Annotated in this window: 11 protein-coding genes; 6 read left to right on the top strand and 5 right to left on the bottom strand. The window is 66.4% G+C overall.

What is annotated here, in order from left to right:
- Window positions 1-4 precede the first annotated feature (4 nt).
- The gene (locus tag G7B71_RS01985; protein WP_166037315.1) at window positions 5-1303 is read left to right on the top strand and encodes a glycosyltransferase; all 1299 of its coding nucleotides are present in this window, start codon (window positions 5-7) and stop codon (window positions 1301-1303) included.
- Between the two features lie 17 nt (window positions 1304-1320).
- On the opposite strand, the gene G7B71_RS01990 is transcribed toward G7B71_RS01985, so the two are convergent.
- Window positions 1321-2187, bottom strand: coding sequence for an FkbM family methyltransferase (locus G7B71_RS01990; protein WP_166037317.1), 867 nt, complete (start codon window positions 2185-2187; stop codon window positions 1321-1323).
- Between the two features lie 94 nt (window positions 2188-2281).
- A complete protein-coding gene (locus G7B71_RS01995) occupies window positions 2282-3796 on the bottom strand; it encodes a right-handed parallel beta-helix repeat-containing protein (RefSeq protein WP_166037319.1) in 1515 nt (504 codons plus the stop codon).
- Window positions 3797-3946: 150 nt separating this feature from the next.
- Between G7B71_RS01995 and G7B71_RS02000 the strand changes: the two genes are divergently transcribed.
- On the top strand, window positions 3947-4729 hold the full coding sequence (locus G7B71_RS02000) for a class I SAM-dependent methyltransferase (protein ID WP_166037321.1): 783 nt from the start codon (window positions 3947-3949) through the stop codon (window positions 4727-4729).
- Window positions 4722-5975: a glycosyltransferase family 4 protein gene (locus G7B71_RS02005; protein ID WP_166037323.1), complete on the top strand. Its 1254-nt coding sequence runs from the start codon at window positions 4722-4724 to the stop codon at window positions 5973-5975. The genes G7B71_RS02000 and G7B71_RS02005 overlap by 8 nt, the downstream gene beginning before the upstream one ends.
- A 15-nt stretch (window positions 5976-5990) precedes the next feature.
- On the opposite strand, the gene G7B71_RS02010 is transcribed toward G7B71_RS02005, so the two are convergent.
- The 3 genes from G7B71_RS02010 to G7B71_RS02020 are packed head-to-tail and all read right to left on the bottom strand — an operon-like array spanning window position 5991 to window position 8640.
- Window positions 5991-6965 carry a Gfo/Idh/MocA family oxidoreductase gene (locus G7B71_RS02010; protein WP_166037325.1) on the bottom strand — a complete coding sequence of 325 codons (975 nt, stop codon included), beginning with the start codon at window positions 6963-6965 and terminating at the stop codon, window positions 5991-5993.
- Window positions 6962-7459: an acyltransferase gene (locus G7B71_RS02015; protein ID WP_166037327.1), complete on the bottom strand. Its 498-nt coding sequence runs from the start codon at window positions 7457-7459 to the stop codon at window positions 6962-6964. Before G7B71_RS02015 ends, G7B71_RS02010 begins: the two co-directional genes overlap by 4 nt.
- Complete coding sequence (locus G7B71_RS02020) at window positions 7459-8640, bottom strand: DegT/DnrJ/EryC1/StrS family aminotransferase (RefSeq protein WP_166037329.1); 1182 nt, start codon at window positions 8638-8640, stop codon at window positions 7459-7461. Before G7B71_RS02020 ends, G7B71_RS02015 begins: the two co-directional genes overlap by 1 nt.
- 226 nt (window positions 8641-8866) lie before the next feature.
- On the opposite strand from G7B71_RS02020, the gene G7B71_RS02025 reads away from it, so the two are divergent.
- The 3 genes from G7B71_RS02025 to G7B71_RS02035 all read left to right on the top strand — a co-directional run bounded on the left by G7B71_RS02025 (window position 8867) and on the right by G7B71_RS02035 (window position 12413).
- Window positions 8867-10336: an oligosaccharide flippase family protein gene (locus G7B71_RS02025; RefSeq protein WP_166037331.1), complete on the top strand. Its 1470-nt coding sequence runs from the start codon at window positions 8867-8869 to the stop codon at window positions 10334-10336.
- 119 nt (window positions 10337-10455) lie between these two features.
- Window positions 10456-11298, top strand: a complete 843-nt coding sequence (locus tag G7B71_RS02030) for a class I SAM-dependent methyltransferase (RefSeq protein ID WP_166037333.1) — start codon at window positions 10456-10458, stop codon at window positions 11296-11298.
- 17 nt (window positions 11299-11315) lie between these two features.
- Window positions 11316-12413: a DegT/DnrJ/EryC1/StrS family aminotransferase gene (locus tag G7B71_RS02035; RefSeq protein ID WP_166037335.1), complete on the top strand. Its 1098-nt coding sequence runs from the start codon at window positions 11316-11318 to the stop codon at window positions 12411-12413.
- The last annotated feature ends 245 nt before the right edge of the window (window positions 12414-12658 follow it).

Here is a 12658-nt window from a genome sequence, read left to right on the forward strand (position 1 = left end):
TGGCATGGCGGAAGCAGTGAACGTCTCCCCAACGGGGGTTGAGCAACGTGACGACGGCGCGGCGAAGAAGCTGCTCGTCATCGACACCACCTACACGATGGAGGCGATCAAGGTCCGCGGGATCGAGGATTCCGTCACCTGCCGCGACCTTGACGGGTTCTTCAGCCATGTTTGGAGCGTCCACCCGGTCGCCACGCTCACGACGTCGAATGAGTGGACGGCGCCCGTCGGCAAGCCGGTCCACTACAGGCTGAATGACCGCCATACCTTCGTCGAGGGCAAAGTCGGGCGCTTCGCGAAGCTCCGCCGCCTGTTCGTACCCAACTTCCTGCTGGCCCAGATCGGGTTGATGTGGTGGCTCCTGCGGTTGATCCGGCGGGAACGGGTCGCGGTGATCCGCGCGGGGGACCCGCTCTACACGGGTCTCGTCTCATGGGCCCTCGCGAGGCTGACCGGCATCCCCTTCGTGGTGCGCGTCGGCGGCAATCACGACAAATTCTACGAGGAGACCGGCCAGGCGATGATGCCGCGGCTGTTCAGGCGGCGATCGGTCGAGAAGCGGGTCGAGCGGTTCGTGTTCCGCCGTGCCGACCTCGCTGCCGGGGCCAACCAGGACAATCTCAATTTTGCCCTGGCCAATGGCGCGGTGCCCGATCGCGCCACGGTGTTTCGCTACGGCAACCTCATCGACCGCCGCCATTTCGTCGAGCCGGAGAGGCGCGACGGCGGCGCCGACGCCTGCGCCCGGCTCGGTGTCGAGCCGGGAGGTTTCCTGCTCTACATCGGGCGGCTCGAGCCGGTGAAGCGGCCGCAGGACGTGGTTCGAGTCCTCGGCCACCTCCATGGCCAAGGCCACAAGCTCAAGGCGCTGTTCCTCGGCGACGGGACGATGAAAGGCGAGATGGCCGCGCTGGGCGAGGAGCTCGGCGTCGGTGCCGACATGATCTTCGCCGGCAGCGTCGACCAGGGCATCCTCGCCCAACTGATCCCGCAATGCGCCGCGGTCGTGTCGCCGCATACCGGCCGAGCGCTGTCGGAGGCGGCCCTCGGCGGCGCTCCGATCGCGGCCTATGACATCGACTGGCAGGGCGAGCTGATCAAAAGCCAGGTGACCGGGGAGCTGGTGCCCTATGGTGACGCGCCGGCACTCGCCGAGGCGACCGCGCGCTTCGTCTCCGACAAGGCCTATGCGGAGCGTATGGGGGAAGCGGCCCGCGCCGCCGCTCTCGAGATGCTCGATCCGGACATGCTCGATGAGCATGAGCGGTCGATGTATCGGAAGCTGCTCGCGAAGAGCCGGTAGCGGCAGCGCGCCGGCGATCAGGCTGTCTTGGCGGTCGCCAGCTCGCTTGGGTCGATCAGCGCCGGATTGTAGGCGTTGATCTGGTCGGTGACCTCGGCCAGCTGGCTTTCGCGCGGGACGATCACGAAACCGTTTTCCTCGACGAACTGGCGGACGATCTCCTTGGTCTTGAAGAAGTCGTTGCCGGTCCTCGCGAACTTGAAGTCGTGGCAGCTGATGCACATCACCGCGATCTTCCCGAGCGCCTTGCCGAAGCCCTGGATCGCCAGGCGCTCAGCGCCCTCGATGTTCATCTTCAGGAAGTCGATCCGCTCGATCCCTTCGGACTCGCACAGCGCCTCGAGCGTGGTGGCCTCGACCGACACGCCCTTGCCCTGCTCGACGAGCGCGTTGCCGAGCAGCTCGTCCATATTGTCCTCGATGTAGACCGTCTCCTTCTTGTCCGAGAGGGCGAGGTTGAGGACCTTCGTCGACCTGCGGCCGCCCAGGGCCACGGACCTCTCAAGGTAGCGGCAGATGCCCGGGTGGGCCTCGATCGCGATGACCCGCCCGTTGGGCTCGACCCGCTTGGAATAATAGAGGCTTTCGGCGCCGAGGCCGGCGCCCACATCGACGATGGTATGGCCCGGCTTGGGCTCGTAGAGGAAGCCCCAGAGGAAGCGGTTTCGCGCCTCGCCGATGTCGTATGAGCGCATGCGCGGCTGCGGCTCGACGACCAGCCCTTCGTCGAAGCGGTGGATCCAGCCATTATCGTAGCGGATGCTCCGGACCCCGTCGGGCAGGGGGCGCGCCGCGAGCGGCAGCAAGCCCGAAACCAGCCAGCGGGTGCCGCGGCGGTCGAGAAGCAGGGTCACCCGCCTTGCCATATTCCAGACTGAACTCACGATTGCCCCGCTTTGCTTGTCCCGGCCCGGTTACTTGCGTGCCAGATCGCTGACAAGGCGCAACAATTAGCCTCGCTTGGCGGGCGGCTGCGGCCTAGCCGGAGGAGAAAGGCAGCCGCGTGTCGTGGGCATCGTTGGGAAGCGGCCGGATCGTATCCTGGCGGCCCGGGAATGCGCCCCGGAACCGCTCGTTGCGGACGGTGCAATTCTCCCGATTGAACAGGCGCACGAAATATTCGCCCGGAACGGCGAGATCGGTGCGGTACTCGTTCCCCTCCAGGTCGGTGTGGTGGAAGTTCGGCTCGAAGTCGAAGGCGCGGCTGTGGTCCTTGCGCGCCGCCGGGATGAACATGCGGTTGTTGCGGAAGACATGGCGCCGCCCTTCCCCGGGATTGCCGGCGAAGAAGACGAAATGGCCGCTCTCGGCGGTCGTGTGGGTGCCGATGATCTCGCAATCCTCGACCTCGCCGACGCCGCCCGGGTGGGCGAGGAGCATGCCGTGGATGTGGCTGGTGCGAATGGTCATGCCCTCGAGGCGGACCCGGCTTCCCGGCGATTGCCAGGTCAGCCAGATGCAGCCGCGGCCGGCATCGTGAACGCCGCCGCGGACCAGCATGCCCTCGCCCGGCCAAGACAGGATCATGTGGTTGGGATCGTTGTTGGCGTTGCGGCTGTTGCAGTCGATGAAGCGGCAATAGCCCTGATAGTTACCGGGATAGGCGGCGAGGATCGCGCTCCTGTTGTCGTTGAACGTGCAGCGCAGGAATTCGAGATTGCCCGTCTTCACGTCGATATTCTGGCCCGGCCGCGAGCGGTCCGGCTCGACATCGACCCCGAAGCCGGGCGGGTGGCCGCGATAATTGGGAGCGGGAAAGCCGTTGCCGCTGAACTCGCAATCGACCGCCGAGAGGCCGAGCACCTGGAGCGCGGCGAGGCCGCCGCGGCCGTTGTTGCGGCACTTAACGTTTTCCAGGCGAACGTTGCGGCAGGCGCGGCCGGGCAGGCGGCCCGAGGTGATATAGTCGTCGCTGAGCAGGATCGCGTCGACCTGGCTGTGGTGGAGGTCGAGGTCCTTGAGGAGAACGTCGCTGCAGCCGTTCAGCGAGACGAGATGGGCATAGCCTTCGGGGACGCTGAGCTCGCGGGTCATGTCGCGGATGCCGCCGTCTATCTCCAGACCTTCGATGACGATGTTGCGGCCGAGCCGGATCTCGAAGGGCATGAAGGTGGAATCGTGGACGTGGGTCCGGTGGGTCCGTCCGTTGAGGCGGATCACGGCGCCGTAGCCGGAGATGCGCAGGCCATCGACGCCGACATATTCGGCATTCTGGACCTCGCGCGGATCGCGGTTCGCCTGCGGTACGCGGCGGCGCTGGGCGACATGATAGATGCCGCGCGGAAACACGAAATGGCCGCCGCCCGCCTGGGTCGCGTAGGCGGCGAGGCGGTGGAAGGCCTCGTAATTGTCGGTGCGCCCGTCGGGCACGAAGCCGAACCGCTCGACGACGTCGATCGCCGGCTGGCTCGGTTGGGCGAGGGCGGCCGATCGGGAGAGCGCGGCGAGAGCCGGAATCGCGGCGGCCCCGGTCACGAAGGTCCTTCTGTCCATGACCGCCATCCTTCCGAGAAATGCCTGTCCGCGTCTAGACTTAGCCGGGGCCGACAAGCACTATGGACCGGTCGAGGAGACGCGGCTAACGGACATTGAAGTGCGCGGCGGCCTTTGAGGTTCCGGCCGCTCGAGCAGAGGCGGTTGTCCATGTTGTCGCGCGTACGTTCGATCCTCAGGCGGCGTCGGATCGGAGAGCTCGCCGTGATGGCGTTGGACCGGGTGGTGAGGCCGTTCGGATTCGGCCTGATCAGCTTCACCCGCTATGCGGTCGTGCCCGCGCCGGAGAAGGAGGGCGCTTCGGCGAGCCGGTTCGACAAGATCGCGGACGACAATCTCTGGGGCTCGGCCGAAAGCCTCAGCGGCAGGGGCTCGGAGATCCGCCAGTCCGCCCCGTATCGCGAGCGCCTGATCCGGCTGATCGAGAAACGCAAATTCGAATCGATGTTCGACGCGCCATGCGGTGACCTCAACTGGATGCGCCTGGTGCTCGAGCAATGCCCGATCAAATATGTCGGCGGGGACATCTCGACGACCGTGGTGGAGCTCAACCGGCAGCGCTACCCGCACCTCGAATTCACCCAGTTCGACATCACTCGCGACACATTTCCCGCCGTCGACGTCTGGCACTGCCGCGACTGCCTGTTTCACCTGTCGAATGACGATATTCTGCTGGCGCTTCGGAATTTCGCGTCGTCCGGCATCCCGTTCGCGCTCATCACCAATCATTGCGGGATGATCCGCAACGTGGACATCGAGACGGGCGGCTGGCGCTATCTCGACCTGATGCGGGCGCCGTTCAACCTGCCGCCGCCGCTCGAGCGTCTCTCGGACTATCGCTTCGGGGACCTTCCCCAGATGGTCGGCTTGTGGTCGCGCGCGCAGATCGAACAGGCGATCGCATCCGCGCAGGTCGCTGTCGGCAATGCCTGAAACGCCGAACAAGCCGAACCTGCTGGTCCTCGACGCGGCCTACACGTTCGAGATGATCCGCGACCGCGGGCTGGACGAATATGTTACCTGCCGCGATCTCGACGGCTTTTTCGGCCATGTGTGGAGCGTCCATCCGTTCGCGACCCTGCTCCCTTCGGAGCGGTCGGTGGCAGCCTTTGGCAAGCCGGAGATCTACGAGGTCTCCGACCGCCACACGGTCATCGAGGGGAAGGCGGGGCGCTTCACAGGTCTCCGCTATTTTTTCCCGCTCAACTTCGCCCTGTCCCAGATCGGGCTGTTCCTGTCCCTGAGGCGCCTTATCCGCCGGAGCGACATCCGAGTCATCCGCGCCGTCGATCCTCTCTATCTCGGCCTGTTCGCCTGGGCGCTGGCGCGGCTCTCACGCCTGCCGCTGCTGGTCTTCATCAACGGCAACAACGAGAAGGTCCGGCAGAGCACGGGACAGCCGATCTATCCGCGGCTGCTCCGCCGCGCGAAGGTCGAGCGCGCCGTCGAGCGCTTCGTGCTGCGCCGCGCCGACCTTGTCGCCGCGCTCAACCAGGACAATGCCGACTTCGCGATCAAGTCCGGCGCCGACCCCGACCGCACCGTCCTGTTCCCGCTCGGCAATCTGCTGGCGCGAGAGCATTTCGCCGATCCGGCGCAACGCGGCCGCGACGATGCGCTGTTCGACCGTCTCGGTCTCGAACCCGGGCGCTATCTGCTCTGCGTTGGGCGTCTCGAGCCGGTGAAGCGGCCGCAGGACGTGATTGCGGTCCTCGCCCGCGCGGTGGGCGCCGGCCACGATCTCAAGCTGTTCCTGGCCGGGGACGGGCGGATGCGCGAGGAGCTGCAGGCCCTTGCGCGTGAAATGGGGGTCGGCGATCGCCTGACCATCGGCGGCAATCAGGACCAGGCGAGCCTGGCGCAGCTCAATGCCCACGCCGCGTGCGTCGTCTCGCCGATCACCGGCCGGGCGCTGGCGGAATCCGCGCTCGCCGCCGCCCCGGTCGCGGCCTACGACATCGACTGGCAGGGCGACATCATCAGGACCGGCGAGACCGGGGAACTGGTGCCGTTCCAGGATGACGAGGCGCTTGCCGCCGCGACCATTCGCCTGCTGGAAAATCCGGGCGAGGCGGCACGGATGGGCCAAAAGCTGCGCGAGCGGGCGCTTTCAATGTTCGACCTGGAGCAGATCATCCAGCGCGAGCGGGACGCCTATACCAGGCTGATGGCCAATTAGGCCGGATCGGCCGCGTCAGGACGAGCCTTGCAGGATATCCTGGAGAACCCGGTCGCAAACCTCCATAGCGGCGACGCCCTCGACCAAACCGGGGACCCCCTCTTCGGGCCCGTCATGGCAGGCATCGAGGAAAGCCATCAATTCGAGCTGAAGGGCCTCGCGCGGCTGCACCTCGACGCGTTCCTGGACGGCAGCGATCCGGTAGGATTCGCCGGGCCGCTGATCGAGCCCGGAATGGCGGCTGACCATGATCTCCTTGGCGAGCAGGTCGCAGTCGACGAACATGTCCTTGCAAGTCGCCTGGATGCTCCGCATCCTCTTGTCGGTGATCCGGCTCGCTTGGATGCGTGAGAAGCGGCCGTTGCGGTGGGTCAGCAGCGCCGCGGCATAATCGATCATCGGCCCTTCCGCCACGCCATGGGCGGACACGTCGACGGCGGGGCCGTTGAGGTGAAGGGCGAGATCGATGTCGTGAATCATGAGGTCGGTCACTACGTCCACGTCGGTGATGCGCGCGGAAATCTTGTTCGTCCGCGTGAAGTCGACGCTCACCACCTGCTCGGAAGCATCGAGCATGTTCTTCATCTGGCGAACGGCCGGATTGAACCGCTCGATGAAGCCGACCTGGACGTGGAGGCCCGCCTGGGCCGCGAACTCCGCCACCGCGATCGATGTCGACAACCGGTCGGTGACCGGCTTCTCGACGAAGATGTGCCGCACCTTGTCCGCGGCCTCGCGGATGTAGGCCTCGTGAGTGGTTGTCGGAGTGGCGATCACGACCGCGTCCACGCCAGCCAGGGCGGCGTCGAGGTCGGCAACCGGCGCGATGCCTGCGGCTTCGCTCAGCCCGCGCGCCACATCCTGATCGACATCGAATGCGAAGCGAAGGTCCGCCGCGGCCAGCAGCGAGAGGACCCGCACATGATTCTGCCCCATCCGCCCGAGGCCGATCACCCCGATCCTCACCGGATCCCGCGCTTTCCAGCTCATGACGGGTCGCCCACGCGTTCGCCCGTCTCGTTCACCGTGCCGACACGGCGGGCGGGATTGCCCATGACGAGAGCATAAGGCGCGACATCGCGGGTCACCACGGCGCCTGCGGCGACCATCGCATATTCGCCGATCGTCACCCCGCAGACGATGGTCGCGTTGGCGCCGATGCTCGCGCCGGCGCACACCCGGGTCGGGGTCACCCGCCAGTCCGGATTGTGCGCGCGCGGTACCTTGTCGTTGGTGAAGCAGGCATTGGGGCCGACGAAGACGTCATCCTCGATCGTGACGCCATGGTAGATCGACACGGAATTCTGGATCTTGCAGCGCGCGCCGACGCTCACGCCATGATCGATATAGACGTCCTTGGAGATGACGCAGCCCGGCCCGATGACGGCATTCTCGCGAACCTGGACGTTGATCCAGATTTTCGAATCCTCGCCGATGGAGGCGGCGGGATCGACCGCGGCCGTGGAATGGATGAACGGCGCCATCAGAGCTCCCCGCCCTTCATCGCATCGACGATCGATCGGATTTGCGAATCCTCCAGATAGGGATGCATCGGCACGCTGAACACGCGCTCCGACATGTCCTCGGACACCGGGAAGTCGCCGCGGGCATAGCCGAGATAGGCGAAGGCCTCCTGCTCGTGCAGCGATTTGGCATAATAGATTGCGGTTGGCACCGACCGCTCGGCGAGCCGGCTCATGAACAGCTCACGCGATGCGCTGTCGGCGGCGATGAGCGTATATTGCGCCCATGCGCTTCGGTGCGTTTCCGGCACCGTCGGAACGACGAGGGGCAGACCGCTGTCGGCGATCGTCGTCGAATAGCTGCGCGCGACCCTCTGCCGCTCACCCATCTCGTCGTCGAAGATCGCCAGCTTGGTGAGCAGGACCGCGGCCTGCATCGCGTCGAGCCGGCCGGTGATGCCGAGCCGGATATTCTCGTACTTGTCGCTGCCCTGGCCGTGCACCCGGATCGAGCGAAGGACGGCGTCGAGATCCGCATCGTCGACGAAGACGGCGCCGCCGTCGCCGTAGCAGCCGAGCGGCTTGGCCGGGAAGAAGGAGGTGCAACCGATGTCGGCCATCGATCCGGCGCGGCGATTGTCGGCCGACGCTCCGAAGCTCTGCGCGGCGTCCTGGATCACGAACAGGCCGTGCTTCGCCGCGATGCCGTTGATCGCCGGATAATCGGCGGTCAGCCCGAACAGGTCGACCGCGATGACCGCCTTTGGCCGAAGCGCTTCAAGCGCCTCGTGATCGAGGCCCGGTAGGGGATGGATCGACCGGTCGGCGGCGTTCAGCGCCTTGATCGCTCGGTCCAGCGCCCGCGGGTCCATGTTGAAGCTGTCGGGTTCGATGTCGACGAAGACCGGCGTCGCTCCGACCGTCGCGATGGCCTCGGCGGTCGCCATGAAGGTGAAGGGGACGGTGAACACCGCGTCGCCCGGGCCGACGCCTTTGGCCATCAGCGCCATGACGAGCGCGTCGGTGCCCGATGCGCACGACACGCAATGCCGGGTCCCGGCATATTGGGCCAGCCGCTCCTCGAGCTCGGCGACCACCGGCCCCAGGATGAACTGCCCGCTCCGCATCACCGAGCAGACGGCCTGCTCGACGTCGTCCTGGATTCGGGCAAATTGCGTTTTAAGGTCGATAAACGCGGTCATTGCTCGCTTTCTGTCAAGGACTTGAGGCGCTCCATTACTCATGTCGATTAGGCTTGGAAAGCGGCTCAGTGGAGCTTTGCAAGCGTCATAACGAAGGGCCAATCCGAGGCCGTGGCGCCGGCCCGGAAATGCCGTTACGACCGCTTCGGCGGCCTGTGGCCAGCATGAGGAAGCATTTAGGGGCGATGAGAGCAGGGATGGGCGGCGATCGGTCCAGGTGGCCGCGATGATCCGAGCGCTCGCCGCCCAATCCGTCATCTATGCCGGCACGACCATCGTGCAACGCGGCGCGCAGATGGTCACCCTGCTGGTCTTGCCGCTGTTCCTGACGCCGACCGATTACGGCGCGGTCCAGATGATCGCGACCGTGGCGATCCTCGTGAACTGGGTCGGATTCCTGGAAATCTCCCAGGCGATGGCCCGATATAGCGGCGGCGGCGCGCCCTCCGAGGCGCATCGGACCTACAGCAACACGGCCTGGTGGTTCTCCGTGATCATGGCCCTGCTGCTGCTGGTGATCGGCTTCGCGGGCCAGTATCCGCTCGCCCGGCTCATCTTCGGCGCCGCCTCCTATCCGGACGTCTACCGCCTCGGCGTGATCCTGATGGTGACCTTGCCGCTGTTCTACTTTCTCCAGCATCAGCTGCGCTTCGACTTCGATCCCAAGGGCTATGCGCTGGTCAGCATCGTCTTCGCGGCGGTGACGATGGCCGTTTCGCTCGGCCTCGCGACGGTGGTCGAGCCGGCCGTCAACGGGGTGATGCTGGGTCAGGTGATCGGCGCCGCCTGTGCCGTTCTCGTCGCAGTCCTTCGCCGCCGCGGCCTGTTTCGATTCACCTTCGACACCGCCAAGTTCCGGGAGATGGCGGCCTTCTCGCTGCCGCTGGTGCCGGCGCAGTTGGCACTGTTCGCGACGCTCTATGCGAGCCGGCTGATCGTCAACGACGTCGCGACCCTGCATGAAGTCGGCTTGTTCACCTTCGCCAGCCAGATCGCCGCGATCACCTCGCTGGCGACGCTCGGAATCAATGCGGCGCTGGCGCCTCTGATCATGGCGCATCACGAGGAGCCGTCGACGCCGCCGATGCTGGCTCGGCTGTTCGAGGGTTTCACTGCCGTCGCAATCATGCTGTGCCTGCTGCTCGGCCTGTTCGCGCCCCAACTCATCGTCCTGATCGGCAATCCGGACTATTTCGGCGCCGGGTCGCTGGTGATGATCCTCGCGCCCGCCGCGATGCTCAGCCAGATGTACATCTTCTCGCCGGGCTTCTTCCTGGCGAAGAAGACGAGCCACCAGATGGCCGTGTCGATCATCAGCGCCGTGATCGGCATCGCCGCCAATTATCTGCTGGTGATCCGCTTCGGAATCTTCGGCGCCGCGATCGGGAGCCTGATCGGGGCGGGCGTCTTCCTGGCCCTGTGGATCGCGCTTACCCAGCGCCTTTACCGGGTGCCGATCCGATGGGGCCGGGTTTCGCTCGTGGCAGCGGTCGGAGTCGTCCTCGCCTTCGCCGGACTGGGCGGCGCGCCGGTATCCGGCCTTGTCGCGGAGAGCCTCTACAAGCTGGCGCTGATCGGGGCCGTGGGTGTGATCGCAGTGGCGGCCGGGCTTTTGCCGGGACCGCGCATGCTGGTGCGTCTCGCCTCGACTGAGCTCACTCGCCTGCGTGGACGCGGACTTGAGGGAAGCGGATGACGATTCTCGTATCGCTTGCGCCGCACGGTCGGCGCTGTCACTGATCGCGCGAACGGGCCTGCGCGGCCGGCGAGGGACGGAACAAGCTAGATCATGCGCTTAGGGAAAGAGGCAGCGCGATGACCGCCGCCGCTGAAGGGAATATCGACAAGGCCACCGTCGAAGGGTTCGGCGAGGAGTGGAACGCCTTCGACCAGATGGCGATGACGGCCGACGAGCATGAGCGGATGGCCTCCGACTATTTCTCGGTGTTCCCGTTCGACAAGCTGCCGGCCAATGCGGAGGGGTTCGACCTCGGCTGCGGTTCGGGCCGCTGGGCGGCCTGGGTGCTTCCGAAGGTGGGCCTGCTCCACTGCATCGACCCGGCCAAGGCGGCGCTTGACGTCGCTCGGCGGCGCATGGGCGACGATCCCCGCGCGCGCTTCCACAACGAGGGCGTGGACACGATCCCGCTCGCCGAGGAGAGCCAGGATTTCGGCTATTCGCTGGGCGTGCTCCACCATATTCCGGACACGGTGGCGGGGCTGAAGCAATGCGTGAAGCGGCTGAAGCCCGGCGCTCCGTTCCTGGTCTATCTCTATTATCGCTTCGACAACCGGCCGGCCTGGTTCCGCGGGGTGTGGCGCGCGTCCGACCTGCTTCGTCGCGGCATCTGCCGGCTGCCCTTCCCGGTGCGCAAGGGCGTCACCAACGTGCTGGCGGGGGCGGTCTACTGGCCGCTGGCGCGAACCGCGGCGCTCGGCGAGAAGATGGGCGCGCGGGTGTCGGTGATCCCGCTCAGCCATTATCGCGACAAGAGCTTCTACACGATGCGGACCGACGCGCTCGACCGCTTCGGGACGCGGCTGGAGCATCGCTATACCCGCGCCGAGATCGAGCGGATGATGCTCGACGCCGGCCTCACCGACATCCGCTTCCGCGAGGCTGAGCCCTTCTGGGTCGCCTGCGGCATTCGCGCCTGAACCCTTACGGATCCTCCATGACCGTCAAATTCCTCGACCTCGGCCAGCAATATCGCGCGATCAAAGAAGAGGTCGACGCGGCGGTGATCGCGACGCTGGAGAGCAGCATCTTCGTGCTCGGCCCGGAGGTTGACGCGTTCGAACGCGAGTTCGTCGCCAAGCACGACGTCGCGCACGGGATCGCGATGCACAGCGGCACCGCGGCGCTCCACCTCGCCATGCTCGCGCTCGGCGTCGGGCCCGGCGACGAGGTGATCGTGCCGGCGATGACCTTCACCGCGACCGCGGCGGCGGTCTGCTATTGCGGCGCGACGCCGGTCTTTGCCGACGTCGATCCCAAGTCGCACACGCTCGATCCCGCCTCGTTCGAGGCGCGGATCACGCCGAAGACCAAGGCGGTCATCCCGGTCCACCTCTACGGCCAGCCGGCCGATCTCGACCCGATCGTGGCGATCGCCGACAGGCATGGCATCGCGGTCATCGAGGACGCGGCGCAGGCCCACCTCGCGCGCTATAACGGCCGCCCGGTCGGCGGAATCGGCCGGATCAGCTGCTTCAGCTTCTATCCCGGCAAGAATCTCGGCGCCTATGGCGAGGGCGGCCTGGCCGCGACCGACGATGCCGAGCTCGCCCACAAGATGCGGCTGCTCCGCGACTGGGGCCAGGCGCGCAAATATGACCATGAGATGCTCGCCTACAATTACCGGATGGACTCCATCCAGGGGGCGATCCTGCGGGTAAAGCTTCGCCATCTTGAGGGGTGGACCGAGGCGCGGCGGCAGCGGGCTTCGCTCTACCAGTCACTGCTCCAGGCGGAAGGCGCCGAGGTCGCGCAGGAAATGCCGGGGCGGCGCCACGTCTATCACATCTTCAGCATCTTCTACCCCGAGCGCGACCGGCTGCGCCAGCATCTCGCCGACCAAGGGATCGAGACCAGCCTCCATTATCCGGTGCCGCTCCACCTGCAGAAGCCCTACGCCCATCTCGGCTATCGGGAGGGCGAGTTTCCCGCGAGCGAGCGGGTCGGCAAGGAGCAACTGTCGCTTCCGCTCTATCCGGAGCTCGGCGAGGCGGAGATCGAGCGCGTCGCCGCGGCGGTGCGCGCCTTCAGTTAAGGGTGTCACCGCCTTGCTCTAGCCCCTCCCCTTCAGGGGAGGGGTTGGGGTGGGGAGTGCGGGGAAGGCAGCTGCGCTGCCTGCGAGCGCTGGGCGCTCGCCCCACCCCTTGATCCCCTCCCCTGAAGGGGAGGGGCTGGTTGTGCGTTACGCCGCGACCGGCTGCGGGGCCGGTGCGGCGCCGGATCGGGAGAGCACGCGTCCGAACCCCAGTGGCGGGAAACGATCGTGGGAGGCCGCTGCGA

Source organism: Sphingosinicella sp. YJ22 (assembly GCF_011320075.1).
Classification (GTDB): Bacteria; Pseudomonadota; Alphaproteobacteria; order Sphingomonadales; family Sphingomonadaceae; genus Allosphingosinicella.

Excerpts from the sequence above, each read along its gene's own strand:
- G7B71_RS02015 (WP_166037327.1), bottom strand. The coding sequence starts at position 7,459 with ATGGCGCCGTTCATCCATTCCACGGCCGCGGTCGATCCCGCCGCCTCC.
- G7B71_RS02005 (WP_166037323.1), top strand. The coding sequence starts at position 4,722 with ATGCCTGAAACGCCGAACAAGCCGAACCTGCTGGTCCTCGACGCGGCC.
- G7B71_RS02000 (WP_166037321.1), top strand. The coding sequence starts at position 3,947 with ATGTTGTCGCGCGTACGTTCGATCCTCAGGCGGCGTCGGATCGGAGAG.
- G7B71_RS01985 (WP_166037315.1), top strand. The coding sequence starts at position 5 with ATGGCGGAAGCAGTGAACGTCTCCCCAACGGGGGTTGAGCAACGTGAC.
- G7B71_RS02025 (WP_166037331.1), top strand. The coding sequence starts at position 8,867 with ATGATCCGAGCGCTCGCCGCCCAATCCGTCATCTATGCCGGCACGACC.
- G7B71_RS02030 (WP_166037333.1), top strand. The coding sequence starts at position 10,456 with ATGACCGCCGCCGCTGAAGGGAATATCGACAAGGCCACCGTCGAAGGG.
- G7B71_RS01995 (WP_166037319.1), bottom strand. The coding sequence starts at position 3,796 with ATGGACAGAAGGACCTTCGTGACCGGGGCCGCCGCGATTCCGGCTCTC.
- G7B71_RS02010 (WP_166037325.1), bottom strand. The coding sequence starts at position 6,965 with ATGAGCTGGAAAGCGCGGGATCCGGTGAGGATCGGGGTGATCGGCCTC.
- G7B71_RS02035 (WP_166037335.1), top strand. The coding sequence starts at position 11,316 with ATGACCGTCAAATTCCTCGACCTCGGCCAGCAATATCGCGCGATCAAA.
- G7B71_RS02020 (WP_166037329.1), bottom strand. The coding sequence starts at position 8,640 with ATGACCGCGTTTATCGACCTTAAAACGCAATTTGCCCGAATCCAGGAC.